The 25646-nt window shown below is 64.4% G+C and carries 20 protein-coding genes and 1 pseudogene; 10 read left to right on the top strand and 11 right to left on the bottom strand.

What is annotated here, in order from left to right:
* On the bottom strand, nt 1-1400 hold a 1400-nt coding region (locus tag AAHM44_RS21260), incomplete at its 3' end, for an MFS transporter (protein WP_342251233.1).
* Nucleotides 1401-1602: 202 nt separating this feature from the next.
* Here AAHM44_RS21260 and AAHM44_RS21265 point away from each other — a divergent pair.
* The 4 genes from AAHM44_RS21265 (at nt 1603) to AAHM44_RS21280 (ending at nt 5254) form a co-directional block, all read left to right on the top strand.
* Nucleotides 1603-2361 carry a class II aldolase/adducin family protein gene (locus tag AAHM44_RS21265; RefSeq protein ID WP_342251234.1) on the top strand — a complete coding sequence of 253 codons (759 nt, stop codon included), beginning with the start codon at nt 1603-1605 and terminating at the stop codon, nt 2359-2361.
* A 46-nt stretch (nt 2362-2407) separates the two neighbouring features.
* Nucleotides 2408-3916: an aldehyde dehydrogenase family protein gene (locus tag AAHM44_RS21270; RefSeq protein WP_342251235.1), complete on the top strand. Its 1509-nt coding sequence runs from the start codon at nt 2408-2410 to the stop codon at nt 3914-3916.
* A gap of 26 nt (nt 3917-3942) precedes the next feature.
* Nucleotides 3943-4332: a DoxX family protein gene (locus tag AAHM44_RS21275; protein ID WP_342251236.1), complete on the top strand. Its 390-nt coding sequence runs from the start codon at nt 3943-3945 to the stop codon at nt 4330-4332.
* 85 nt (nt 4333-4417) lie between these two features.
* On the top strand, nt 4418-5254 hold the full coding sequence (locus tag AAHM44_RS21280) for a helix-turn-helix transcriptional regulator (protein WP_342251237.1): 837 nt from the start codon (nt 4418-4420) through the stop codon (nt 5252-5254).
* Between the two features lie 51 nt (nt 5255-5305).
* On the opposite strand, the gene AAHM44_RS21285 is transcribed toward AAHM44_RS21280, so the two are convergent.
* Nucleotides 5306-6067: an alpha/beta fold hydrolase gene (locus tag AAHM44_RS21285; protein ID WP_342251238.1), complete on the bottom strand. Its 762-nt coding sequence runs from the start codon at nt 6065-6067 to the stop codon at nt 5306-5308.
* 191 nt (nt 6068-6258) lie between these two features.
* On the opposite strand from AAHM44_RS21285, the gene hmgA reads away from it, so the two are divergent.
* Nucleotides 6259-7551 (top strand): homogentisate 1,2-dioxygenase, encoded by a 1293-nt coding sequence (hmgA, locus tag AAHM44_RS21290; protein WP_342251239.1) that lies wholly within the window; start codon nt 6259-6261, stop codon nt 7549-7551.
* Nucleotides 7551-8903, top strand: a complete 1353-nt coding sequence (gene fahA / locus AAHM44_RS21295; RefSeq protein ID WP_342251240.1) for a fumarylacetoacetase — start codon at nt 7551-7553, stop codon at nt 8901-8903. Before hmgA ends, fahA begins: the two co-directional genes overlap by 1 nt.
* Before the next feature lie 87 nt (nt 8904-8990).
* Here the strand turns inward: fahA and AAHM44_RS21300 are convergent, their stop codons facing one another.
* The 9 genes from AAHM44_RS21300 to AAHM44_RS21340 all read right to left on the bottom strand — a co-directional run bounded on the left by AAHM44_RS21300 (nt 8991) and on the right by AAHM44_RS21340 (nt 23084).
* Nucleotides 8991-9920 (bottom strand): HEPN domain-containing protein, encoded by a 930-nt coding sequence (locus tag AAHM44_RS21300; RefSeq protein ID WP_342251241.1) that lies wholly within the window; start codon nt 9918-9920, stop codon nt 8991-8993.
* A gap of 217 nt (nt 9921-10137) precedes the next feature.
* Entirely contained in the window at nt 10138-10587 is a 450-nt protein-coding gene (locus AAHM44_RS21305; RefSeq protein ID WP_342251242.1) for a hypothetical protein, read from the bottom strand.
* Nucleotides 10587-11069, bottom strand: coding sequence for a PIN domain-containing protein (locus AAHM44_RS21310; protein ID WP_342251243.1), 483 nt, complete (start codon nt 11067-11069; stop codon nt 10587-10589). The genes AAHM44_RS21305 and AAHM44_RS21310 overlap by 1 nt, the downstream gene beginning before the upstream one ends.
* Before the next feature lie 14 nt (nt 11070-11083).
* On the bottom strand, nt 11084-13582 hold the full coding sequence (locus tag AAHM44_RS21315; protein ID WP_342251244.1) for an N-6 DNA methylase: 2499 nt from the start codon (nt 13580-13582) through the stop codon (nt 11084-11086).
* A complete protein-coding gene (locus AAHM44_RS21320; RefSeq protein WP_336953181.1) occupies nt 13579-14028 on the bottom strand; it encodes a MerR family transcriptional regulator in 450 nt (149 codons plus the stop codon). The genes AAHM44_RS21315 and AAHM44_RS21320 overlap by 4 nt, the downstream gene beginning before the upstream one ends.
* Nucleotides 14029-14202: 174 nt before the next feature.
* Nucleotides 14203-15354, bottom strand: a complete 1152-nt coding sequence (locus AAHM44_RS21325; protein WP_342251245.1) for a hypothetical protein — start codon at nt 15352-15354, stop codon at nt 14203-14205.
* Nucleotides 15354-16625 (bottom strand): hypothetical protein, encoded by a 1272-nt coding sequence (locus AAHM44_RS21330; RefSeq protein ID WP_342251246.1) that lies wholly within the window; start codon nt 16623-16625, stop codon nt 15354-15356. Before AAHM44_RS21330 ends, AAHM44_RS21325 begins: the two co-directional genes overlap by 1 nt.
* Before the next feature lie 517 nt (nt 16626-17142).
* Nucleotides 17143-22500 (bottom strand): ATP-binding protein, encoded by a 5358-nt coding sequence (locus AAHM44_RS21335; protein ID WP_342251247.1) that lies wholly within the window; start codon nt 22498-22500, stop codon nt 17143-17145.
* A 287-nt stretch (nt 22501-22787) separates the two neighbouring features.
* Nucleotides 22788-23084: a hypothetical protein gene (locus AAHM44_RS21340; RefSeq protein WP_342251248.1), complete on the bottom strand. Its 297-nt coding sequence runs from the start codon at nt 23082-23084 to the stop codon at nt 22788-22790.
* Nucleotides 23085-23235: 151 nt separating this feature from the next.
* Here AAHM44_RS21340 and AAHM44_RS21345 point away from each other — a divergent pair, with 151 nt between their 5' ends.
* The 4 genes and pseudogenes from AAHM44_RS21345 to AAHM44_RS21360 all read left to right on the top strand — a co-directional run.
* Nucleotides 23236-23601, top strand: a complete 366-nt coding sequence (locus AAHM44_RS21345; RefSeq protein WP_342251249.1) for a hypothetical protein — start codon at nt 23236-23238, stop codon at nt 23599-23601.
* A 238-nt stretch (nt 23602-23839) separates the two neighbouring features.
* Nucleotides 23840-24835, top strand: coding sequence for an ArdC family protein (locus tag AAHM44_RS21350; protein ID WP_342251250.1), 996 nt, complete (start codon nt 23840-23842; stop codon nt 24833-24835).
* Nucleotides 24832-25233 (top strand): DUF2958 domain-containing protein, encoded by a 402-nt coding sequence (locus AAHM44_RS21355; protein ID WP_342251251.1) that lies wholly within the window; start codon nt 24832-24834, stop codon nt 25231-25233. The genes AAHM44_RS21350 and AAHM44_RS21355 overlap by 4 nt, the downstream gene beginning before the upstream one ends.
* Nucleotides 25234-25372: 139 nt before the next feature.
* Nucleotides 25373-25646, top strand: a pseudogene (locus AAHM44_RS21360) (hypothetical protein); the annotation flags it as partial.

Below are 25646 nucleotides of genomic sequence, written 5' to 3' on the forward strand. Positions count from 1 at the left end.
CCTTTTTTTTGCTGGGGGGGGGGGGGGGGGGGCCCCCCCCCCCGCGACTGCGAGACGGCGAGACAACCAAGCGCGATCGCACTCAGCGTCCCCGGAACGATGCCGGCGAACAGGATATGCGCAGGATCGATCCCGGCGCTCAGCAGAACGCCGCCGAGCGCCGGGCCGAGCAGCGAACCGCACCGCGCAACCGCATTGTTGAAGCCGATGCCCGTGCCGCGCAGCGCCGTCGGGAAGTACGCCGTGATATAGGCGGAAAGCGTGATCTGTGAGCCGATCAGGAAGAAGCCGCTCGCGCCAAGCGTTGCCATCAGGACCACAAGCGGCGTTCCTTCGATCATGGTCGCGGTACCGGCACACAGGATCGCCGCCACCGCGCAGATATAAGAGAGCGCGAGCACCGTGGACCCGCGCACCCGCCCGTCGACCACGCGTGCGATGGCGAGACTGCCGACGATTCCGGAGAGATTGAGGACGATCGTGCCGAGGATCGCGTCCCTTAAGGGAATGCCGGCGCGCTCGAGCAGGGTCGGCGTCCAGTTCACCAGCATGAAGGACAAAAGGAGGCTGGTGAACATCGCCGCCGAAAGCAGGATCGTGCCGGCAGCGAGACCATCCCGGAACAGCGCGCCGATCGTGGCCCGTTCGACCGTCCGCTCGGGAAGCACGAAGCGCGTGTCCGGCGTTGCGCGAAGCCCAGGTGCGATGCGCTGCAGGATAGTCCGCAGGCTCGCGTCGTCACCATGGCGAAGGGCGAGGAACCGGACCGACTCCGGAAGACCGATCGCGAGGAGCGGTACGAGCAGCACCGGGGCGATGCCCGCAACGAGCAGCATCGCGCGCCAGTCTGCGGCGGCCAGCACGACAGGCGCCAGCAGCCCGCCCAGAACCGCGCCGAGCGGGGTTCCCCAGGTGATGACCGAGACGATCGTCGAGCGCCGCCGGGCGGGCGAATATTCCGCCGCGAGCGCAAGCATGTTGGGGATCGCGCCGCCCAGGCCAAGGCCTGCGAGGAAACGCAGGATGACGAGCGACGTGATGCCTGTCGCGAAGGCACAGGCGATAGTCAGCAGGCCGAACCAGAGGATCGCCGCCATGACGAGCTTCTTGCGCCCGATCCGGTCGGCGAGCAGGCCCAGCGTCGCCGCACCGATCGCCGCGCCCAGCAGCGTCGCGCTGAAGACGATGCCGAATACCGCGTGGGACGCACCCCATTGATGCGTGATGGCGGGCGCCAGGAACGACATCACCATCGTATCGAAGCCATCGAAGATCGAGGCGGTGAGCGTCAGCGCGAAGACTCGCCACTGGAGCGTGCTGATCGGCGCTTCGTCTATGGTGCGTCCGATATCGATTTCAGCGGGTCCGATCGGTCCCCGCGCTTGCTGGCCCTGCGGCAAATGGCTCTCCCTGGGTCATCCTCGTCAATTCCGGCGGCCTCGCTCTCGGCAGACATTCTGCATGCAGAATGTGCGGGCGGGGTGCGCTGAATGATCTATGCGGCGAGGCGCGGCGCGAGGCCTTATCAGACAGTCCGAATATCGTGTTTGAAGGGGGCCAGTCGAATTGACCGGTCTCATCGTTGCTGCCTATCCATTTTGCATGCAGAACGACCTCGCAGCAGAACGGGTTGATCGGGAGAGCACCGAATGGGCGGCGCGGCAGGACCTCGCCGCGGCCTATCGGATGATCGATCGATTCTTCCCGACCACCGACGGCATCTATAACCATCTGAGCCTGCGGGTGCCTGGCGCCCCGCGGCACTTCCTGATCAAGCGCCACGCCCTTCTTTACCGCGAAGTCACCGCTTCGAACCTCGTGCGGGTCGACATGGATGCCGATCTCGACGAGCGGGCAGGGGTCAATCGCCCGGGCTTCGTCCTCCATAGCGGCGTCCTTCGCGCGCGCCCCGACGTCCAGTGCGTCATCCATATGCATACCGTCCCGGGCATCGCCATGTCGGCGCATGGGGGCGGGCTCCGGATGATCTCGCAGGCAGCGATCCGCTTCTACCAGCGCATCGGCTACCATCCCTTCGAGGGCGTCACCGACAATGCCGACGAACGCGAACGGCTCGCGGCGGCGCTTGGTGACCATCATGCGCTCTTCCTGCGCAATCACGGCATCGTCGTCACCGGCTCGAGCGTGCGCGAGGCGTTCGAGCGTACCCGCGACCTCATGACCGCTTGCGAGATCCAGCTCGCGCTGGAGGCCGCCACCGACAACATCATCGAAGTGCCCGACGCCATTTGCGAGAGCACGGTCCGCCAGCTCGAGCTCCACGACAGCGGTCGCGGCAAGGCTGACTGGCCGGCCTGGCGCCGGCTGATGGATGACGTCGCGCCCGGTTACGCCGACTGAAGAACGAGTGTCCCTCAAAAAGGGCGCCACGCAATAGGAGAGGCTTTTGACTGCGATCGCCCTTGAGAACGACCTGTCGCAATTGCCGGCCGGCGTACGACGCTGGCTCGACCGCACGCCTGCGCAGTTCATTGCCGGCGCCTGGCAGCCCGGCAGCACCAGCTTGCCCGCGATCGAGCCGTCGAGCGGACAGGTGATTGCGAGCATCGCCAAGGGAGGGATCGCGGAGATCGACGCGGCGGTCGCTGCGGCCCGTGCTGCGCTTGCGGCACCAGCGTGGCGCGATGCAGGGCCGGTCGCGCGCGAGGCCCTGCTCCACCGCCTCGCTGCGCTGATCGAGGCGCGTGCGGATGATCTGGCGCTCCTCGACACCATCGACAATGGCATGCCGCTCTGGCTGGCGCGCGCCGTCAATGTCGGCGGGAGCGTCGATGTGTTCCGCTACTATGCAGGTTGGCCGACAAAGCTTGCCGGACGCACGGTCGAGGTATCGGCCCCGCCCGGTATGGGCCGCTTCCAGGGGCTGACCCGGCGCGAGCCGGTAGGGGTGGTGGCGGCGATCGTTCCCTGGAACGTGCCCTTGATGATGGCGGCGTGGAAGCTGGCGCCGGCGCTGGCCGCGGGCTGCACGATCGTCCTCAAGCCCTCCGAGGAAGCCTCGCTCTCCGCGCTTGCGTTGGCCGACCTGGTCGAGGAGGCGGGCTTCCCGGCAGGCGTGGTCAATGTCGTGACGGGCTTGGGGGCCGAGGCGGGCGACGCGCTCGTCCGGCATCCGGGCGTCGACAAGATCTCCTTCACCGGATCGACCGGGACGGGCCGCGCCATCGCGCGCGAGGCAGGCGGCTCGCTCAAGAAGCTCACGCTCGAACTGGGCGGAAAGTCGCCGACCATCCTGTTCGGCGACGCCGATCTTGATCGCGCCGTGGTGGGGGCCGCCAACGCGATCTTCCTCAATTCCGGGCAGGTCTGTGTCGCCGGCTCCCGGCTCTATGTCGAAGACAATATCCATGACGAAGTCGTCGAGCGTCTGCAGACGCATATCCGCACGATCCCGGTCGGGGCGGGGATGCGCGACGGCGTGTTCATGGGGCCGCTGGTGAGTGCCCGGCAGCGCGACCGCGTCGCCGCCTATCTCGAGGCTGCGCGGGTCGGCGGGCTCGGCGTCGATGCGGCGAGCGATTTTGCCGGAGCGCCGGGCTTCTATGTCGCCCCGACGCTCGTCACCGGCGCACGGCACGACGATCCGATCACCCAGGAGGAGATTTTCGGACCCGTTCTCGGCATCTACCGCTTCTCCGATGAGGAGGAATTGGTGAGAGCGGCGAACGGTACCGAGTTCGGCCTCGCTGCGAGCTTGTGGACGCGCGATATCGACCGCGTGCACCGCGTCTCCTCCGCCCTCCAATGCGGCAAGGTCACCGTCAATGCCGGGGGCTTCCCATATCCGGGCCTGCCCGAGGGCGGGTATAAGGGGTCGGGCTTTGGCCGGGATCTCGGACCCGACGCGGTGGAGCAGTGCCTCCAGACCAAGACCCTCCTCCTCCATGTTTCGTGAGGCATTCCATGCGTGACCCGAAAGATATGGCACTCCCCATCGGGCGCGCGCTGATCGCCGCCCTTTTCCTGTGGAGCGGTTTCCGCAAGCTCGGCCATCCGGGTGCCGTGGTCGAAATGATCGGCCACAGCCTGCCATTTCCTGCGTTGGGCTTCGGTCTTTCGATCGCCTGCGAACTGGGCGCGGGCACCCTGTTCCTGCTCGGCTATCGTACCCGGGCGATGGCGGCGATCCTCGCGCTCTTCACGCTCGCGACCGCGCTCGCCTTCCACAATGATTTCGGTGACCGGGAGGAGCTCACCAATTTCATGAAGAACCTCGCGATCCTGGGTGGCCTGTTCCACGTCCTTGTCGCGGGCGGCGGGCGCTTCTCGATCGACGGGCTCCTTGGCCGTCGCACCGAGATGCCCGCCTGAGCCCGGACTTTCCCAACCAACCGCGCCAGCGCGTGAGGCAGCACAGCAGAAACCAGAGAAAACAGAATATGAGAGGATTGTCGCAATGCATCAGGAGACGCCGATCTGGATCGTCACCGGGGATTTCGGGCGCGCTACGGTCAACGTAACCGACCGCGCCCTGGTCGAGCACGCCCATCAGCAATTCAACATGCTGTTCATGCTCGACGGCACCGGGACCGCCTTTCGTACCGGCGACACGGATCTCCCGCTCGACCGGTCGAGCGTTATCCTGTTCAATCCCTGGGTTCCGCACCTGAAGCTTGCCAATGCGGGCGAGCCGACGATGATCCTCTCGCTGGTCATCGAGCAGGGCTGGATCGATCGGGTCCTCGAAGCACAGAGGCTGCGCAGCGGGCTCGTCTTCCCCAATATCCTCGAGCGCATGACCCCCGCCGTCCGGCTCGCCGCCCAGCGGCTCGCGGGGGCTATCTCGCGCGGGCTTTGCGACACCATCGAAGATCGCGAGCAACCGCTCATGGAACTGATCGATGCGGTGGTCGCAGCCTATATCGCGCCCGAAGCAGCGTCGGCCGCGAACGGCGGGCGACCGATCGACTTCCGGATCCGCAAGGCGCTCCTCTACATCCACGAACATGCGCATGAAAATCCGCGGATCGACGAGATCGCGCGAATGGTCGGGCTGTCACGCTCGCATTTCTTCGAGCAGTTCCGCCGCTGTGTGGGCGCGTCGCCACGACATTATATCGACCATATCCGCATGTCGGCAGCGATGCGCTGGCTTTCGACCAGCGATCGCTCGCTGGTCGAAGTGGCCGACGAGCTGGGCTTTGGCGCGCACAGCAACTTCACCCGCTTCTTCGCCCAGCATATGGCGGTGTCCCCGAGCGAATATCGCCGCCAGACCTACGCCGCAGCCTGAAAGCATCCCCGGCGGCGCGGGCAAGGGCCGCCGGGGACTCCCGCTCCCCCCTCAGCGGGAGTGGTTGGGCTCCAGAAAGCCGATGATCGCGCGCGCGAGCGCGAGCGGGCATTCGTCCATCGGATAATGGCCGGCTTCGGGCAGCATCACGAGCCGCACGTCCTTGAGCGATGCAAGCCAGGTCGCGCGGATCACGTCTTCGGGGACGCCCCGGTCATGCGCGCCGCCGATTACCAGCACCGGGCAGCCGATCATGGCCGCCCCGGCGGCGAAATCGTCGCCGGCCCAGGATTCGAGATAGGCCGCGAAAGCATCGCGGTCGCTGATCGCGACCGAACGCTCCGCGCTCGTCTTCAACCAGACGAGCGGCAGCCGCTCGCCCGTCGTGATATCGAGAATTGCCTGGCGCGTGCCGACATCATCGGCCGCCGAGCGGAAGAAGCCGAAGGTCTCGGGATCGAACGGGGCGGGGCCGGCCCAGACCGGATTGACGCCGATCACGCGCTCGACGCGCGACGGCGCATCGAGCGCGACGCGGAGCGCCGCCTTGCCGCCCATGGAATGGCCGATGACGGAGAAGCTTGCCCAGCCGAGCGCGTCAGCCGCCTCGATCGCATCTTCCGCCATCGTCGCGATATCATAAGGGCCACCTGAGCCGCGCTGCGTTCCGTAGCCGCGCAGATCGGGAAGGGCGATCGTGAAGCGCTCGGGGTCGATGCCCGGCAGCAGGCCGTCGAATGCTGCATGGTCGTTGAACCAGCCATGGATCGCGATCGCCTTGGTCGGACCGTGTCCGTGGATCCTGATCGGCACCTAACTCTCTCCTGTCGATGTCTTGAGACGAACAAGAGCGGGTCGCGCGGCGCCTTGCAATCCACCCGCCCCGGATTGTCGGACTCATCGATAAGCCGCCGGAGCTGCCCATCAGGCCGATCACGCGCAACCCTGTAGAGAGACATGATCAGGTGAAAATCGCCCGGTTCTATGGGCAGGGGAGAGAGACTTTGAGCGCGCACTCGAGCACCGGCTATATCCCGGGCTTCGGAAACCATATCTCGACCGAGGCCGTCGCCGGCGCGCTGCCGATTGGGCGCAATTCGCCGCAGCGCCCGCCCTTTGGCCTTTATGCAGAGCAATTGTCGGGCACTGCCTTCACCGCATCCCGCACCGAGAACCGCCGGTCCTGGCTCTATCGCCTGCGCCCGAGCGCGGATCACCGGCCATTCAAGTCCTATGCCGGCAGCCCGCTATTCTCGCCTGCTACGTCGGTGGGGCCGCTCGCGCCCAACCGGCTGCGCTGGGACCCCCAGCCGCTCCCCGAGGCGCCGACCGACTTTGTCGACGGCATCGCAACCATGCTCGGCAATGGCGCGCCCGAGCAGCTCGAGGGCGTGGCGTTCCACGTCTATGCCGCCAATCGCGACATGATCGACCGGGTCTTCGTCAATGCGGACGGCGAGCTGCTGGTCATTCCTGAGAAGGGCGGGTTGACGCTTCTCACCGAGCTCGGCCGTATCGATATTGCCCCGGGTCAGATCGCGCTGGTGCCGCGGGGTGTGCGCTTTCGGGTATTGCTGCCGGACGGGGAGGCGAGGGGCTATCTCGCCGAGAATTATGGCGCCTTGTTCCGCTTGCCTGATCTCGGCCCCATCGGATCGAACGGCCTCGCCAATCCGCGCGATTTCGAGACACCGGTCGCCTGGTATGAGGATCGCGATACGCCGACCGAAGTCGTCCAGAAGTATCTGGGAAGCCTCTGGACCACCACGCTCGACCATAGCCCCCTCGACGTCGTGGCATGGCACGGCAATCTCGCGCCGTTCCGCTACGATCTTTCGCGTTTCAACACGATCGGCACGGTCAGCTTCGACCATCCCGATCCGTCGATCTTCACCGTCCTGACTTCGCCCTCCGACGTGCCGGGCCGGGCCAATGCCGATTTCGTGATCTTTCCGCCGCGCTGGATGGTGGCGGAGGAGACGTTCCGGCCGCCCTGGTTCCACAGGAACGTCATGTCGGAGGCTATGGGCCTGATCCACGGCGCCTATGACGCCAAGGCCGACGGCTTCGCCCCGGGCGCGATCAGCCTCCATAATCTTATGACTGGCCATGGTCCCGATGTCGCGAGCTGGGAGGGGGCGACCAGCGCCGACCTCCAGCCGCACAGGATCGAGGGCACCATGGCCTTCATGGTCGAAAGCTGCTGGCCCTACCGGCCGACCGCGCATGCGCTTCAGACCGAGCAGCTCGATTATGACGCTGTCTGGGCAGGCTTTCCGAAGGCCCGGATCGCATGATGGCGCTGACGATCGACGAGACCCATGATCCCGTCCGCACAAGCTGGGTCGGGAGCGCCAACGGCCATCCGGATTTCCCGATCCAGAACCTGCCCCTGGGGATATTCTCCCCCGCTGGAGGCGACCCGCGGCCAGGTGTTGCGATCGGAGACCAGATCCTGGACTTGCGCGCGATCGCGCATCTCCTCCCCGCGATCCTGAACGGCTCGCTCGCCAGCCCGGCACTGAACGCGCTTCTCCAGCACCCGGCAGCCGACCGGAACGCGCTACGCCAGAGTCTTTCCTGTCTCTTGTCTGAGCGCCGGTACGAAGCGGGGCTGCGCGCCCATCTTCACGATGCCGGCCGGTGCCGCCTCCATTTGCCGGCCCGGATCGGTGACTATACTGATTTCTATGTTGGCATTCATCACGCGACCAATATCGGCATGCTCTTGCGGCCCGACACGCCGCTGCTCCCCAACTATAAATGGATCCCGATCGGCTATCACGGACGCGCCTCCTCGATCCGGCTCTCGGGCGATGCCGTCACGCGCCCGACCGGACAACGACGCGACCCCGAGCGGCCGCAACCGGTCTTTGGTCCATCGACCCGGCTCGATTTCGAGCTGGAGCTCGGGGTCTGGGTCGGCGAGGGCAATATGCCCGGCCAGCCCATCGCCATCGGCGAGGCGGGCCGCCATGTCGCGGGCCTTTGTCTCCTCAACGACTGGTCGGCGCGCGATTTCCAAGCCTGGGAATATCAGCCGCTGGGACCCTTTCTCTCGAAGAATTTCCATACGACCATCTCGCCCTGGATCGTGACGGCGGAAGCGCTGGCGCCGTTTCGAGTTGCGCAGGCAGAGCGGCCCGCGGGCGATCCCGCGCCGCTTCCCTATTTGTGGGACGAAGCTGACCAGGCGAGCGGGGCCTTTGCCATCGACCTTGAAGTCACGATCTCGACCCGGCTGATGCGCGAGCGCGATCTGGCGCCGCAGCGCCTCAGCCTGTCCGATGCCGGCGCGATGTACTGGACGGCGGCCCAGATGATCGCGCACCACACCGTCAATGGCTGCAACCTGGAATCGGGCGACCTGCTCGGGACGGGCACGCTTTCGACCAGCAGTCCTTTGGGGCTCGGCAGCCTGATGGAGATCACGCGCGCCGGGCAGGCGCCTGTGGAACTGCCCGGGGGCGAAGTCCGCTCTTTCCTCGCGGACGGGGATGAGATCGGCTTTACGGGCCGGGCGCGCCGCGAGGGTTTCGTGCCCATCGGCTTTGGTCCCTGCCGCGCGAGGATCGCGGGAGGCGCGGACTGGACGCCGGGCGCCCTTTCCGGCGCTAGTCGCGCCGACCTGCTGCAAAAGAGCAGCTAATCAGCGGAGGACCCGCGGCCGGTTGCGATGGCTGTGCGGGAGGCGGAGCAAGAACGCAAGCACAACCAATGTACCCCCTGAGACCTATCAGACCGCCTTGCCGGCGCGCTTTGAAAGCTCGACGATGCGATCGGAGCAGATGGCGTGGACGACGCGGCCAAGCTCCTCAACCCGCTCGCCGAGCCACCGGAGTTCCTCTTCCGTGATGCGGTAATGCTTCGAGTAGCGCGCCTTGACATAGGCTTCCTTGAGCTTCTCGAACCGCGCGCGCTCGGTACGATTGCCGTCCGGCCAGACGTCAACCAACCGGCGATCGAGCCGCTCTGCCTGGGTGCGCAGGAAGCCGATATTGTGGACGTGCGGGGTGTAGAACGTGACCACCAGCAGCACGCAGTGATAGAGCCGCTCGGTTGCCTGATGCAGTTGAAATGCCGCGTTCTTGAAACGCTTTCGTTCAAGATTGAACGTGAAGTTGTCGTAGAACTCGTTGCCGCTCAGAAGCCACTCGTCGAAATACTCTTGCGCCATTGCAAGCGCCTGTTCGGGGGTCTTTGGCTTAGGCGTGTGCAGCTCGGTGTCATCGAACTGGTAGAGCGCGATGCCGTCCTCGCGCACGTCCATGAAGAAATAGCGGCCATGGGCGAGGCCGTCATTCACCTCCTGGAGCGTGTGGACGATGAAATTGACCGGGGTCCGGAGCGTCTTGGTGATCGCCAGTTCGCGGTTCAGGCGGTCCTCGAGCTTCAGCCAGTAATCGACCCGGTCGGTCAGCCGCTTGTCGTTGACGATGATGAGCAGATCATAGTCCGACTGATAGCCCTTGGCGGTGTGCGGCTCGTCCACCCAGCCACCGCGCGCATAGCTTCCATAGAGGACGATCTTCTCGATCCTGCCCTTCTTTTTCCACTGGTGCCGGGCGAGTGCCAGCGCGTCCTCGAATTCCTCGAAGACGATCTGGACGACGCGCTCAAGTTCGCGCTGTTTGGCGGCGGGGAGATGATCAAGACCAGTGCGCATCATCGACACCTAACAAGCTGGACAGGTTGTTGCATCCCTTGTCGTTGCCGAACCGGTTGAACGGCGGCAGCCGTGGTGCCCTAATCCCGATCATTCCGAACCCGTCAGGTCGATTCCGAAAGCTGGCGTTTTTTCACACAGCGTGCAGATGGCTGAGTTTGGGACTTTACTGCCGTTCCCAAGCGACGCTTCAGATGGCAGGTATTGCCAGATGCGGTCAAAACGGAATGACCCCCGCCCGGTAATGCGACAGGACTTCCTCACGGTCAACGAAGTCGCGGCCATGCTCGATTTTCCACTCGGAAAACGAGAAGAACAGTGAGTGAGCGAGCACTCCGATTATGGGTTTACGCTTGGGGAACTGGTGTGCCGTCAGGTCGTAACAGAGATTACCTACCATCACCCAGAAATGATGCTCGTGCTTCCTCGGCTTAGTGCCCTTGATGACGACGACGTTGGTTAGACCGTATTTTTCTTCCAGAAGATAGGTGAGGATTAGCGACACGCTCTCGCAACAGTTCCGGGGATAGGAATAGCTGAACGGGAACTCGAATGTTTCTGCCGTTCGGTTGGCCTCTAGAAACGCCATCAGGCGACCTGCGGAGCGATCAAGGTTGGCTTTTCCAAGCGGACGAAGGGTCAAGTTCGAAGCTGGAGTGGCGACCATCAGACGAGCGCCAGCCGAAGTTCCTCGATGACCGGGCCGAAACGATCGGCAAGGCGCTGATCGCAGGTCACGAGAAGATAGTCGCGCTCGACTGCCTGCGCGACGATCCACAGGTCGTTCTCGTCCACTTGGAGTACCTGCCCTGAAGCACGATCCTGCCAATTCTCAAGCCAGCGCGGGGGGCGTCGGCCAAGGTCGAGATAATGCGCGGCGAGTCGCGCTTTAACATCTGCGTAGGCTTCGGCGGTATGTCTGCCGACCTCGGCGAGCGGGTATCGTCCGGCTTGGATCAGCGTTTGCCGGATATGGCTGACATCCTGCCCGGCGCGCTGCGCGGCTTCCATGCCGTAGCGCAGCTCGGCGAGGACAATGACCGGCAGGAACACGAGGTCCGCCGCGGAGAAGACCTGCGCACGCGCTAACACCGCAGCGTGATTGGGCCTGCGCGGGTCGAAAAGTGCCGAGACGAAATTGGTGTCCAACAGGATTTGCTCCATCAGGCGATGAACCTGGACAGAGCGTCATTCTCCTCATCGGGGACGGGTTTGAACACGTCGAGAACCCAGGGGCCTCGGTTGGCGTTAGCATCGCGAGTAATCCATTCGCGCAGCGGCACGTATCCCCGGAAGTCGTCGGGTAGCCATCCGCTGAAGGGATGGAGCGTCGGCCGCTCGCGGCCCTTGAAATAGTCGAAGAGCTGGCGCTCTAGCTTGGGCGGCAGATCATAACCGTCGAGCACGATCGCATCGATCCAGGCGATGAGGCGATCGAGCCGATGATCGAAAATGTCACCTGCCATCACGCTATTCAGCTTCTCGTCGAGAAGACGGCTATACTCGGCCAGGGCATCGCGGAGCGCGGGCTTATCCAGCGCGCGCGGCAGTGGCATTCCCTCCAGCATCTCGTTGGTGAAATGCTGGACCGTCGAGTGCTCGGTCACGAAGGCATTGGCGAGTGGGCCATTGAGGATGGCGGCGAGCGTGTCGACGTCATAGTCGCCGGTCGGCCAGATCCCGGAAAACTGCTGAGAGGCCCAAAGCCCGGTTTTGTCTGCGGCGGCGGCCAAGCGCCAGGGGCCGCGCGATGAGCGTTGGTTGTTAATCAGGACCTTGGGTTGGCCCCACGCCCGGGTCAGGGGGCCCATGCGGTCATTGAAGTCGGGGTCGACGCTAATCCATACCGGTCTCATGAGATGGAACGGCGCTAGGCTGTCCGCGGGACGGTACAGACCGCGCTCACGGAGGGGGCCCGGACTGTCGAAGACACCGTCACGCTGCGAACGCCAGCGCAGCCCGCGGTAGACATTAGCATGGCCGCCAAGCTTCGGGCTTTCGTCGAGGTAAGACCAGAGTGAATCAAGTTCGTCGATCCAGAGGTCGCCTGAAGGTGCAGCGCGTACGCTATGACGGATCGCGGTTACGCTCCCATCACTCAGAAACGCAGTGCGATCCCCATCGCTGACGGTGGTCGTGCGCAGGTGGACGAGGGCGCCCGTCTTCGCCTCAGCGCGTCGCTCGCTGGCAAGGATGAGCGCGCAGGGATAGGTTGCCTTTTCGAAGATGCGATCTGGGAGGCTGATGAGCTCTACTCGGCCGTAGGCTTCGGCGAGACGTGCGCGCACCTTGCGATACTTGGCTTGTTGAAGAACGCCGTGAGGAAGCACGAATCCCAAGGCGTCCGGCGCGGCATCGATCGCGGCCGACAGCGCCACGGCAGCCTTGGAGGTCGACCGGGCAAAAGCCTCAGGATATTCGAGACGCTCCTCTACCGTGAAATCTTCGAAGGGCGGGTTGCAGAGCACGACGGTTGCGCCGGCGAGGAAGCTGGCGAGTGCCCCTTGTGCAAAGAGGTCGGTCGACTTCAGGTGCCAGCCATTGGCGTTGGGATAGTCGGCGAGGATCAGCGAGAGTGTAGCGACCTCGCAGGCGAAGACATCGAGTTCAGCGCCAGAGAGTCGCTCGACCAAAAAGGTATGGCGCTTTTCGGCCGGCCAGTCGGGAGGCAAGAGGTCGCGCAGCTGGCGCAGCGCGGCGACGAGGAAAATGCCTGCGCCGGCAAATGGCTCAGCGATACGGACCGACTGCGGGTCATAGCGCGAAAGGTCGATTCGGCTGAGGACATATTCTGCGACTGGACGCGGCGTGCTGTGCGTTCCGAAGAGCTTGCGCGTGTCGGCGGTGACCAGCGTGTTCTCATAAACGAACGCGAGGCTGTCTGACGAGATGTTCCGCAGGGTGATCGCCTGCTGCAGGCGCGCCCAGGCGGCCGCGATCGCCGCGTCAGTGACGGCCGCCACGTCCGTGGCGAGCAGGCCGAGCCCATAATAGCGCTGAATACCGTCGAGGACCGTTTGCACCTGATCGGAATCCCAATCGGCGGACGCAGGATGGGCGCGGTCGATGAGAATTTTCGCTGCCAGGAGACGGAAGGTCAGGCGGAACGCTGCCTTCTCGCTGTCGCGGGTCGCACCTTCAGGCAGAAGGCGCTCGAGCACATCGGCCATGGCTTCATGCAACTTGTGCTGCACTTCGCGTTCGATCGCTGGGAGAAGGCCGAGATCGATGAAATCCGCCTGGGCGGCACCGCGCGGTAGCCCGACCGCCTTGGCGCGGTGGAGCGCTTGCGGGCTCCATTGCTCGCGGCGGCGCTCGAAGAGCGCTGGCAGTTCGGAGATCGGCACCCGCTCAAGTAGGCGCGGCGCGTCGTGGGCACCGACCGCCCAGACCCCGACATCGTTCGCGTCGATCGAGAAAAACACGGGCGCGCCGAGCGCGCGATTTGCCATGATGGCCACTTCATTGTCGCCGGCCCCTTCGACCACTCCGAAGGCGGCAGAGCGGAAGGATTCCGGGGTCTGGGTGAAGGCAGCGAGCGCGACGGTGCGGGTTGCCGCGCTGGGATCGAGCACGTCGGCAAAGCTATAGCCGAGGTGGAGCGCGTCAGCATGGTAGCCGATGGCGCGCAGGCCCGTTTCGATCGAGGCGAGGGCCTTCATCGGACCCGCACCGCCCGGAACAGTGGAAGCTGACCGCCCTGATCCTGGGGCGCGAACCGCGCTTCGATGATATCGAGATGTGGGTCGAGGCGAAGGATGAGGCTGTCGGCTTCACCCAAGCTCAGCAAGGTTTCTGGGAGCAGCTCGCCACGCTCCATAGCGCGCAGCGCCAGCACACACCCACGAAGCGCCGGGAAGGGGACTCCGGAAAACAAGTCGCGCAAGGCGTGCAGCAAATTTTTGTGTGCCTGGAGCTCGATATGGAAACGCTCGCGCAGCACTACGGCGAGCCTCAGCAGCAACACCGTCTGCCAGCCATAAAGCGCGGGGCGGCCTGGTCCGCGAGCCTCAATGTCGGGCGGGATGAGGCTGCGCCGGTGCGACCACTCGCGAAGCTGATTCGCGGTGAGGCCGGTTAGCGCCTGGACCTGTCCTGCCGGGATCACGGCTGCGAGTCTCCCTAAACGGTCACGGCAACCACTTAATGCCCCAAAGCGGGCACCATGCCCGCTTCTGCATTTTAAGCGGGTGCGATACCCCTTTCATGGGAAAGCTGCAAGTTCAACCTGAGGGACAATCGTTCGACGCTGCGTTGCGCGAATGCGGTCTGGTGCCAGCGGCTATTCTTCAAACAAATTGGCTTGCGGCGGCGCGTCCTTTTCGACCTCTTCCGTCATTGCTTGGGCGGAGGCGGTGGTCGTGCCGGGGTCCGCCTTCCAAGCATTCGCGAAGCGCTCGCGATCAACATTTGCATAGTCGAGCAGCGCACCGAGCATTGACTTGGTGTGGACGCTGAGGCCGTCGAACGTCGGCAGTGCGACGTGATAGCTTGCCATCTCCAGCTCCCGCCCGGTCATGAAAAGCTGATCCGACTTCAGAAGCCGGACGGCTTGATCTGCGACAATCTCAGCCGGGATTTGGTCCAGGTCACGCTTCAGCCCCGCCTCAACTGCGGTCGCAGTGCCGCGACCGCCGGGGGCGTATTTCTCGACTAGTGCCATCGCCAAGCGAAGCGTTTGCTGACCATCATCGTCGCCTAAGGCTCCGAGCCGCACGGCCCGCAGGATCAGGTCGCGCCTCTCGTCAATTGTTCGGAACGCCGCACCCACGCTGACATAATCGAGGCTCTGGCAGGCGATAGCCCCGGCGAGATATGCTAGGCGGCCAGCCGAACGAGCGGCCTGTGAATCTGGATGGTATGCAACGGCGGCTGTCGCCAACCGTGAGAAACCTTCCAAAGCTCTGACAGCCGATGGAGCGCCAAATCCCTCAGAGAGCGCCGACAGGATGTCAAAGCGCGCATCCTGTAGGCTCTTGTTTCGGAAGCTCTTATCGACCGCCTGCAATTCGGCGATCAGTTGCTCATCGCCCATTCGGTCCGGGTAGAGAACGGACTGACTATTCTGAATGCGCTGAATGTCCGTGCCGTCGATCAGCTGCAGATCGAGCTTTTCCGCCACAGACCGCAGGCTTTTCCGCTTGTCGGTCGTTGCAACATAGGCCCCGTCAACATCGAGCGCATCGGCTAGTCCGCTCGTCCAAAAGATGCGCTCAACAGCCTTCGGGCGTTGCTTGTACTTGATGTCGCAAATCTGCACCCGGCGAGACGTTCCCGTCGGACGTTCATACAACCAAAGGTCGACGTCGGTTAGGTCTTCGTCCGCAAATCGAAATGGGACCCCGCGAATGACAAAGAAACCAGCGCGCAGGAAGTAGGCGCGCAGCACCTCTTCCAACACGGCCCCCTTGGGCGTTTGTAACTTGTCGCTCATCACAGCACCCGCCCGCCGCGAACGGCCTCTAGCACATCCCGGGTCGCCCGCTTGCTCAACGAGGATTGGCTCTTGCGAACCGACGTGCGGCTTTCTTCGGGCCCAATGTATCCCGCCATCGGCGCGCTGGGCAGATCTGCGAGAGATTGGGCATAGGCGTTCCCTTGGGTGAGCACCTGCAACGCGAGCTCGCCTACCTCCCTCTTGAGGAGCCGCAGATAGTACCGATTGGCGTAGTTCGCGTCCCGCCTGAGCTTGACGACTCCGTTGACCTCAAGAACACGATAGTCCTGTCCGATGGAAGTCGTTGGGCCGACCTCGCGACCAGAAATCAGCTTGTTCACAAGGGCAGGCAGCTGGGTGATCCGGCCTTGGGAGGATGAGCGAGAAACCATGCCGTAGGTAAGCGCAGCCACTAGCGATTTCGCCATGTCGAAGCAATCATCCACCATGGGGTCGACAAATTTGTGAAAGGCTGCCGGTGCAGTGACATAGACGTGGCTGCCCTGTTCGTTCGTGACCTCGTTGAGGTCATAGACGGCTGCCGCAACCAGCTTCTCAAAGAGCGGCTTCGACAAAACGTGCTCAACGTGCTGGACGCTCAGGCATCCGCTCTTGGATAGCTGCTCGGCGATCTCGCTGACCAAGCGCTGTTCAGCATCGTTCAGCGAGGTCAGCACCTTCTGGGTTTTGACGACGGATGAGCGGCGAAACAGGTTGCCGTTGAACAGCAGCCGATCATTGCCATCACCTTCCTTATCGACAAACCCAATACCCTCGGCGCGGTCGAGGAAGTCGCCGACCTGGGCATTGGTGAGCTTGTGGGTGTCGCCAATCCGTTGGGAGACATCGGCGCGCCGGATTGGCGCGCCCGAGGCGATTTCCGCCAACGTGATCGACGCTTCTTCGTAGGTGCTCGGCTCCGCCTCGTTGTAGATGTCGGTAGCATGACCGAGCGAGCCGCGCGTGGTGACGCCCAAGATCGAGATGTCGTTGGTGGACTGGTCGATCAGGCGCTTGCGTTCAAGCACCTGGAGGAGCCCGTTCAGTTCCAACCGGGGGTCGAGCCCAGATGCGACGGCGATAGCGCGGGCCTCGACCTTGGTGACGGTAGCCTGGTTTGTTTGACCGAGCTTCGTTAGTAGCGTCGCGGCCTTTGCCGCTTCGTTGATAGCAGGGAACTCCGCTGGCCCGTTCACGTCCAGAACGAGCTTGCGGCCGTGGTGGACCACCCACGCGCCCTTGAGTTCCTTTTCGCTCGCCGTAGTCATAGGTCCCCCGCGTGGCTGGCTGGTAAACAGCCATGGCGGAGGGCTGACCAACGTGTTTGCCGTAAAAGTAGCGCATACCGCCGACGTGATCCAGCGTGCCCGCCCTTATTGGGCGCGTTGCCGTCCGGCGGGTTTGCGTGATGCGAATGGCAGGTTCCAGCACGAGCGGTCGTTCACGCCCCGGCCGCTGAAGGTCCTGAGTTGGTCGGACAACTGCCGCTTGAGGAGGGCGGTCGCGAACCGCAGCTATGCCGGCCTTGACTCCGGAAAGCTGCCGGTCGGCTCCCGGCCCGATACCTGCTGTTCGCTGCGAATGGTAGCTATGCGCCCTCATCCCGGGCGTTCGACGCTTCGCACATAATCCCGAAAGGCCGTCGCGGCCGCGTTTCCAAGCGGAGCGAGGCAAAGCAGGATCGCTCGTGATTCAGTTCAGGTGCGCAGCCGGGGATTGTTGGGGCGAGGCCTGGTCGAGCACCGCGCCAGCGCTGAGCGAGGTGCGGGTAGGCGAAGGAGGTTCTCATTCGCGGTCGACAAGAAGTCGCACGCCCTGGCGATTGCTTGGCCGGAAAAGGCGCATGTTTCCCTCGGAGAAGGGATTGGCGAGTTCATGCACCGTGATGAGCCTGTGGTCGAGCACATTGGAGATATACAGGATCTTCCAGATGCCGCTCTTCTCGTCGGCAAACTGGACTGCGGCTTCGACTTGAGAGCGTTCCAGATCGATGTGCCCGGGGTCGCCGATATGTGCTTTTACCTCGAAATAGAGGCCGCCACGCGAACGCGGAACGTGGAAGTCGTAACCACGATCCTGAACGATGCCGAGGCACAGGAAGCGACGTCCGAGGGATGAGACCCAGTGCTCATCGGAGAAGGTGCGGACGGTCCTCTTCAAATGGACATAGGCGGCATATTCGCCGGCGAACCCGATCAGGTCGCGTTGCTGATCGGTCAGGAACGACGGCTCGGCGGTTGACGTGCTAGGCCCTCTCTTCCTTGGGGGGCGCTCATCGCCTTCCGGAAATGGTCGGAGCACAGCTGGTCCGGATCGTGCCTGAAACGCCTTGCTGAGGAGGCCAGCCTTAAGGGCGTCGGCGACCGCCTGAAGTGAGGCCGGGGTCCCTCCTTCGATCTCGATATTTCCGAACCTCATGCTCCGGCTCTTTCGCGCGTCGTCCTCGCGCCGCCGCTCTTCCTCCTTGCGCTGGAAGTCGAGATCCGCCGCTTCGAGGCCAAGCTCGTGGAGGTCGGTAGATTGTGGCATGGCTGCGGGCCACGCCCCGACTTGCGCGAGCGCGGCAGGCATCCCTGTGGCCTCGACCACGAAGAAATCGAACACGCCGCTGACCATGAGCTCCCTCAGGGCAACTTCGGATTTTGCCGAATGGAGGGCGGGCAGGGTTCGGCCGGTTGATTTCGACGCCCATGCTGACGCCAGCCGTCGGAGTGTATCGAGTTCGGCGGAGAGCGCCGTACGATTGCGCTGCCGCAGGTCATTCAGAGCGCCATCCGGCGCCCCGATTGGCTTTGGCAGCGCTTCATCGGCGAGCTTCGCGATGCGAGCATCGATAGTGGCATCGTCGAGATCGTCATGCGTCTCGGTCCAGGACTCCTCGAAGGAGATCCATTTGAGATCCCGGGCCTCACGATACGCGGCGAGGTCGATGTCGGCGAGCACCGGTGCAGTGAACGCGTTTCGAACCTGCTCCGACAGCGCCGGGCGAAGCTCGTCCAGGCGTTCCTCGAACGCCCTGCGCAGCGACGCTTCGAATCGCAGCGGGGGAAACCGGGGGCCTAACGCGGCGGCGGCGGCATTGAATTCCGCCAAGGGAAGGCCGATCGTCCGGCGGAGCTCGTCCAGGCCTTCGGCCTCCCTGCAAAGCGTCACGAGGATGCGTGCTTCCTCCACACCGCCGCCCGCGCCTACGATCGCCGTGACGAGATCGTCGTCTTCGATGAGCGTGGTCTCCCGGTCCAGAAGCGCGTTGGCAGCGTCCAGCCCGAACCGCGCGCAGATGAACGGGAGCAGCCAGTCCATGATGCGTCGGCTGCCCGCACGCAGCGAGCGCTGGATCTCGCGGATCCTTGAGACTGGCTGTCCGAAAGCGCTGGCGATGGCTTCGTCGTCCGGACGGGTCAGCTGACCCGACACCTTGGGCTGGTCGGTCGCAATGGCAAGGAACACCATGCGGAAATCTGTCAGCAGCCAAGCCCGGCCGAGCGCCAAGGCAATCCCCCGGGACAGGCGTGCGAGGGCGTCCCAGTCAAGACTGCTTCCTGCGCTTTGGATGATGATCGTCGGACGCTCGTCATGCGGAACCGGGAGGACGCCCGCGAGCGTCTCCGGAAGCGGACCCGTTCTGCCATCGATCTCGACCCGAATGTCGCGTGCGTGGATTATCCTGAGACGGCGGAAGTCGTCGAACAGCGCCTGACGGCTCCGCGGCGTGCTGCGATTGAGCGAGCTGTTGTGGAATTCCAGCGCCAGCACGGCGATCTCCGCAAGCCAGTCGCGTCCGTCGTCGACAAGCCGGGCCCTCTCGGCCGCGAGGTCCAGATCGGCGTCGTCGACGATGATCCTCGGTCGGACCTCGTCCACGAGCCGAACGTCCGCATATCCCGCCGCCTTCAGGGCGTCGGCCGCATTTGCGGCGGCGTCGGCCGGAACGACAAGAAGCCGATGGCCCAGTGCCATGAGCAGATTGTCGAGCGTCGGGTCCGTTCCACCGCTCACAAACACCGTCCGCGGATTTTCGGGATCGGGCAGATGACACATGAGCCGTCCGGATGCCTGGACGGCAAGGAGGATGCCCCTCGGTAGCGCCGGAACCGGGGTCAGCGAGTTCCAATCGCTCCAGGCCTGGCGATATTCGCTGCGGAAGCTGCCGTGCTCGTGTTCCGCGATACCACGCTCGAGCGTCTTTCCCAGCTCCTCGATCCGCGCCGGCGCGCTTTCCTTGGCATTCCACATCCTCAACCCGAGGCGGGTCGAGAAGACATCTCTCGCTTTCGCGTTTCCGTCGAGCGCTTCGCGGATCGGCCGTTCAATTCTCGGAAGGAAATATGGCAGGGCCTCGGTTCGTGGCGAGAACCAGCAGTCGCCCGGGCGCTTCCACGAGAGTTCGTCATCGAAGGAGACCGGGAGCCACTCGGCCTCCTGCAGGAAGGCGAGGAGGGGGCTCGGCCAGTTCACCGTGTCGCCCATGCCGGCGGTGCGGTTCAGGACGGTGGTGAAATATTTCGGATCGATGTCCGGGACCGCCTTCGCGACGAGCCGCGCATAGGCCTGCTTCGCCCGATCGCTCATCCCGGCATGCTCGCCCTGGAGCGGGAGGGCGAAAAGGGTGTCGTTCGTCGCGTAGTTGCCGCTCTGATAAGAGAAGCTGCGCTGGATCTTCGAGAGTGCGGCCCGCCACGTGACACCCAGGCGCGATTCGATGGACAGCGCTGCCCCATAGCCGCGCCGCACGCCGATCCAGGTGTTCACATGCTCGGAGACGCTCGGATAGAAGACCGGCCGCAGTCCGTCCTTCACGCCCAGCAGTCGAAGGAAATGGACCCAATCGGAGGCAGTGCCTCGATCGCGGGACGGCCATTGGTCCCAGGGTACCACGAGGCTGTCGACCATGTTCTTGGTCGGACGCGTGGCGGAGCCGATCTCGTCGCAGAGCTCCTGCATGATGTCGCCGGTCGTATCCCGCCAACCCGAACTGAACCGGGTGTTCGGGGCGGTCTTGAACTTTCCGTCCGCTACCAGGACAGGGAGTTGGGCCGCCAGCAGCGCCTTCTCGACCTCGGGCGACTTGTGGGACTTCCAGGCGTCGAACGCCCAGTTGATCGCGGCGAGCGCCGTCTGGCGCTTCGGACGCTTTCCGAGAAGCCGCCCCATGCCAGCGATCACGCGCGGCAGGCTGTATTCGGTCGCCAGGCCCGCATTGACGAACTCTGCGGTCACAGGCTGCGGCCAGGAAAGCAGCGGGTCGGCGAACTGCATTCGCTGCGCTACGCTCTTGGGCGGAAACAGGGTCGTGCCCGCAAGGCGCTTACGCCGTCTCGTGGCGTTCTCGGGGTCCGAGCTGATGAAGAGTTCCCGCTCACCCAGTGTCTCTGGGGAGTTGGCGGCACCAAGTGTGCCATCCTCGAGGCGGAAGATCGCCTTGCCACGCATATGGGGAAGGGCTGGCCTCAGCTTAGCGAGATCGGCGTAGAAGCTCTCCCAGTCCTGCTTCGTGGCCTTGCGGCGCCGGCCATTCAGATCCTTGGCCAGGATCGGCGCCCAGTCGGCGATGGTGGTTCCGGATGGTTCGAGCCCATAGTCGGATTCGTCGATGAAGGTTCGTAGCGCTTCCAGCCTCTTGGTGCCCAAGGCTCTGCGCACCATCGGGACGCCGCAGGCACGCACGAGCCACTGGCCCGTGACAATGCCGAACTTGTCGTCATTCCAGTCGTATATCTCCGACAGGGGCGCCCATCGCTTCTCGCCGTCGCCGCGCCGCACCGCCGGCAGCATGATGTCCCCGACGTCGAAATCGGCCCGCTCGCATGCGTCGGACAGGCGCTGCGGGTCGGCATGCCAGGCGAGGGCGTCGACGGCGGCGGCCGAAGTCTTCAGGGAGATCGTGTCGCTGTCCGCGACCGTGCGGGCCACCGCCAGACAGAGATCGGCGACGCTGTCCAGCAGGAAGCCGTTCAGGGGATTGTCCAGATCCAGGTCGCGCCTGTTGGCATCTGGATAGAATGGCGCGTCCAGGCAGCCGTTGAACGGAGCCGGGGTGTCCATCGGTAGGAAGGCGAAGAAGTTGCCCGCCTTCGCGTCCTGCGAGAGTGGCAGTGCGACGGAGACTGAGGGCGCGCCCTTCCACTCCTTCCAGCGTTCCACTGGGTGGTTCTCCGCGACGGCCCTGTCAACGCTCGCCCGGAACGCCGCATCGTCGACCTCCATCCGCCCCACCAGGTAGCGGTATCGGTCGACGGTCACCTCTTCCAGCGTGAGGTTGCGGCCGAAGCTCGACTTCTCGGCACCCTTGCCGGACCGGCGGAGCTCCTTGGGCTCGCTCTTGCCGTCGGCATCGACCGTCTCCAGGAGCAGCGACTGCAATCGATCGAGGAACAGCGTTATCGGCGCCTTCTCGTCGAGCAGAAGGCGCATCTCCTCGCCGGCGCGTGCCGCCGCGACCGCGTCGCGCAGCGGCAGCCGGACGAGGGTCGAGAAGCCGGCTCCTGCCACCGCCTCCGCAAGGTCGTCCGTCACGTCGATGGGAACCGGCAACTGCAGCCTGTGCACCTTGCCGACCACAATGTCCGTCAGGGCGGCCTCACCGACACTATCGAGCCATCCCCGCTCGTCGTCGGGCGTGGCGAACCGGAAGCAGAAGCCGTCAAAGGTCGTAGAGGTCGGATCGATCTTCGAGAAAATCTCGACGGAATCCGACAGCAGCTCGACGCTGCGGAAGCCCAGCCCCTTGTGCCCGATGAAGTTACCCGGCGTCTTGTTGCTCATCGCGGGGTTGGAGATCGCGTCGACATTGTCGCACGTGAACCCTTGGCCGTTGTTGGCGACGTAGATCGTGCCATGGGTGCCTTCGGTGAGGTCGAGGCGCAGGAGTATGCGGGGAGCGGAGGAGGTGCGCGCGCCGTCATAGGCATTCTGAATCAGCTCGCGCAGAACCCGCTTTGCGTAGAGATTGGCGGCCTCGCGGGTGAGTTCCCGCATGGCTTCGTCGCGCTTGGAGCCGGCCTTGGCATTGCTCAGGGTGACGCCCATCTCTCGGTCGAAGATGTTCTGGACGAACGCCGCCGCCGAGGTCCGGTCCGCGATGCCGTCTGCTGCGGCATCTTGTCGATCGCCTTCGAAATCGAGCTCTGCGCCGATCTGCAACTGATCCCCCTTCTGTCGGATAGGCTGCGCTCCCAACATCTGAAGCCGACCATAGGCGGGCGCAGCAGATCATCGAGGACAACGGAATGTCGCATAGCATCAGCAGACTCGCGACGGGTTGTGTTGTTCTTTGTTCGTTCTACTATGTTCGTTCCAGTCAATCCGCGGGCGCGTAACGACCTCAAAAATCGGCGCTGCGGATCGTGCGCCTGTGACTTTGAAGCCGCTGCATAGCGGCTCAGCCGACGCTCCCTCTGCGCGGGAGGGAGGCTTTGGCGCGTTCAGCGCTACTCATAGCGATTGATCTTGGCCAGGGGCAGCAATCCCTGGGGGTCGACCAGAAGGATCCGGGTGACGCCGGCCTCGCGCGCCCGCTCCCTGGCATGATGGATGAGCTCGAGTGCGGGGAGCTCGAAGCCGTTCAACCGGCGCGGCACCATCCGCTCCGCCGGCACCGGTCCGACCAGATCCGTCGCGAGATCGGCGACGATCGTCTGCCCGATCCCTTTTGGCCGATCGACATAAACGATGAAATAAGGCTCGCCGGGCTCGATCAGCGCTTCGTTGATGATGATCTCCGCCAAAACGCCTCCTCCAAACTTGTGCCGGAACAAGGATGGAACGAAGCGGCTGGCGGTTCAAGCGGGGATACGCAGCGGTTTTTACTCCGGTGCCGCAGCAAACAGCGCAGACCGGCTTGCGATAGTGCTGCAACGTCGCGATGATCCGGGACCTATGACCGACGCCCGAAAGAAATTGTCGATCCGATCGCCCTCCGCGGATGCGGGACGGAAAGAAGCTGAGGCGGCCGCGCTGCTCGCCCAGGCGATGGAGCATCATCTCTGCGTGCGTTGGTTCTATAATCGTACGCTGATGCTCGCGGCGCCCCAGATTCTCTACCGGAAGAACGACAGCCTCTATTGTGATGCCGTCGTGACCGAGCGGGGAGGGATGACGGTGCTCGAGCAGAAGCTCGGAAGCTTCAATATCGCGGGCCTCAACAGTGTTGCGCTGACCACCGAGGCCTTCACCCCGTGGGAGCCGATCGATCTGTCTGACGACCGCTATCGCGCAGGGGTCGTCGCGCATGCGTCAGGCTGATCCTGCCGTCGCACACTTGCCGGCACAGATTGATCACGCCAGGGCGATCCAGCTTCGCGAACATATTTGAGGAGGGGAAGGCTTTCCCCTGAGGGCGAGCCGCGTGCGTCTCGCCCGACCCCTTTTGTGGGGCCGCTGCCCCGCAACACCCCGCAAGAGGAAGAGCAGGGCCCGAAGGTCCGTGACGGATTGAGGATGGCGGGAGTGGCCTGCCGCAGGTCCGTCGCGGAGACCCTCCATGGCAGGATCAGACGGCAGCGCTCAGGCTGCGCACGCGACACTTTACCAACAAATCACCGGCCGGATCATCGCGGATCTCGAGGCGGGGCGGGTCCCCTGGGTCCAGCCCTGGTCGGGCGCCGGCGCCACGATCGGGATGCCCTATAACGGCTTCAGCGACCGGCGCTACAGCGGCATCAATATCCTGACCTTGTGGAATGCGACCGTCCGGCACGGTTTTACCAGCCATGCCTTCCTGACCTTCCGCCAGGCCGTCGCCCTTGGCGGTTCGGTCCGCCGGGGCGAGCAGGGGATCGGCATCCTCTATACGCGCCGCTTCGCGCCCGGCGCGGAACGTAGCCGCACCGGCGAGGAGGGGCGGTCGCGCGGAGCAATCCCCTTTCTCAAATGGTTCACGGTCTTCGCGGTCGACCAGTGCGAGGGGCTGCCGCCAAGCCTTGTGGTACCAGCTCCGCCGGTGCCGGCCGGACTTATCCGCCCGCAAGCCGAGGCATTGATCGCGGCGACCGGCGCCGACTTCCGGATCGGCGGACCCTCGGCCTATTACAGCCCTTCCGGCGATTTCGTCGCTGTCCCGCGCCCGGACGATTTCCATGACCCGGTCAACTGGCATCGGACCGCCTTTCACGAGCTTTCGCACTGGGCGGGCCATCGCTCGCGCCTCGACCGCGACCAGACCGGCGCGTTCGGCTCGGTCGCCTATGGCAAGGAAGAACTGATCGCCGAGATGGGGGCGGCCTTTGTCTGTGCGGCCCTGGGCATTGTACCGACCGTGCGACATGCCGACTATATCGGCTCGTGGCTCGAGATCCTCCGCGCGGACAATCGCGCTATCCTGCGGGTCGCGAGCGCCGCCTCGCGCGCGGCCGACTATTTGCTTGCCTTCCGACCTGAGATTGGCCGGGCCGCGAATGACGACGATGGCGATGACGGGCCCCATGGTGGTGCCGCCGCCGTGATCGTCCCCGCGTCGCTCGGGAGGATCGAAGCATGATCCTCCTCACTCCCGAAATCCGTGCGGCGCTCCGCGCCAACGACATCGCCCGGATCGATGCGGTTGCCACAGGCAAGCGCGAACCCGATCCGGTGCCTGTGGTCCGCTTCTTCAATCCGCTGGGGCCGGCGACCTGGCTCGCAACCGAGCTCGACCCCGACGGCATCCTGTTTGGTCTCGCTGATCTGGGCTTTGGCTGTCCGGAACTCGGCAGCTTCGCGCTGGGCGAGCTGAAGGCGCTTCGTCTGCCCTTTGGACTCGGCATCGAGCGCGACATCCTGTTCGAGGGCAGGCACCCGCTGTCGGTCTATGCCGAAGCGGCGCGCCGGGCCGGCTCGCTCGTGCTTGCCGAGGGCATGCTGAAGCGCGCGGCGCGCTCACTTCGCGGGGGACGATGAGGCCGTCACTCGGCCGCGGCGGGGCGATGGGCGGCGGTTCCCGCCGCAAAAAGAGGAGAGGGCGAGGAGGGCCTGGAGTTTCGTGACGGGCCAGGAGCCGGGAGAGAGTCTCGCGGCGGTCCGTCATGGAGACCGACCCATGGCCAAGACGCCGCAGAAAATCACCCTCAGCCCGTCGCGCGACATTCCGTTCGACCGGCTGGTTCTTTCCCAGGACAATGTTCGCCGCATCAAGGCAGGCGTCTCGATCGGCGAGCTGGCGGACGATATCGCCCGCCGCACCCTGCTACAAAGCCTGAACGTCCGTCCGCTGCTCGATGCGGCGGGGCAGGAGACCGGATTGTTCGAGGTGCCGGCCGGCGGCCGGGGCGACCCCCCGCGCGCATTTGTGGGGGAAAACAAAACGCGCTACG

This window comes from Sphingomonas sp. OTU376, assembly GCF_038440415.1.
Taxonomy (GTDB): domain Bacteria; phylum Pseudomonadota; class Alphaproteobacteria; order Sphingomonadales; family Sphingomonadaceae; genus Sphingomonas; species Sphingomonas kyeonggiensis_A.

Bases quoted from the DNA above. Each gene is read 5' to 3' on its own strand.
- AAHM44_RS21265 (WP_342251234.1), top strand. From the start codon at position 1,603: ATGCAGAACGACCTCGCAGCAGAACGGGTTGATCGGGAGAGCACCGAA.
- AAHM44_RS21275 (WP_342251236.1), top strand. From the start codon at position 3,943: ATGGCACTCCCCATCGGGCGCGCGCTGATCGCCGCCCTTTTCCTGTGG.
- AAHM44_RS21280 (WP_342251237.1), top strand. From the start codon at position 4,418: ATGCATCAGGAGACGCCGATCTGGATCGTCACCGGGGATTTCGGGCGC.
- fahA (WP_342251240.1), top strand. From the start codon at position 7,551: ATGGCGCTGACGATCGACGAGACCCATGATCCCGTCCGCACAAGCTGG.
- AAHM44_RS21300 (WP_342251241.1), bottom strand. From the start codon at position 9,920: ATGCGCACTGGTCTTGATCATCTCCCCGCCGCCAAACAGCGCGAACTT.
- AAHM44_RS21305 (WP_342251242.1), bottom strand. From the start codon at position 10,587: ATGGTCGCCACTCCAGCTTCGAACTTGACCCTTCGTCCGCTTGGAAAA.
- AAHM44_RS21315 (WP_342251244.1), bottom strand. From the start codon at position 13,582: ATGAAGGCCCTCGCCTCGATCGAAACGGGCCTGCGCGCCATCGGCTAC.
- AAHM44_RS21325 (WP_342251245.1), bottom strand. From the start codon at position 15,354: ATGAGCGACAAGTTACAAACGCCCAAGGGGGCCGTGTTGGAAGAGGTG.
- AAHM44_RS21330 (WP_342251246.1), bottom strand. From the start codon at position 16,625: ATGACTACGGCGAGCGAAAAGGAACTCAAGGGCGCGTGGGTGGTCCAC.
- AAHM44_RS21345 (WP_342251249.1), top strand. From the start codon at position 23,236: ATGACCGACGCCCGAAAGAAATTGTCGATCCGATCGCCCTCCGCGGAT.
- AAHM44_RS21350 (WP_342251250.1), top strand. From the start codon at position 23,840: ATGGCAGGATCAGACGGCAGCGCTCAGGCTGCGCACGCGACACTTTAC.
- AAHM44_RS21355 (WP_342251251.1), top strand. From the start codon at position 24,832: ATGATCCTCCTCACTCCCGAAATCCGTGCGGCGCTCCGCGCCAACGAC.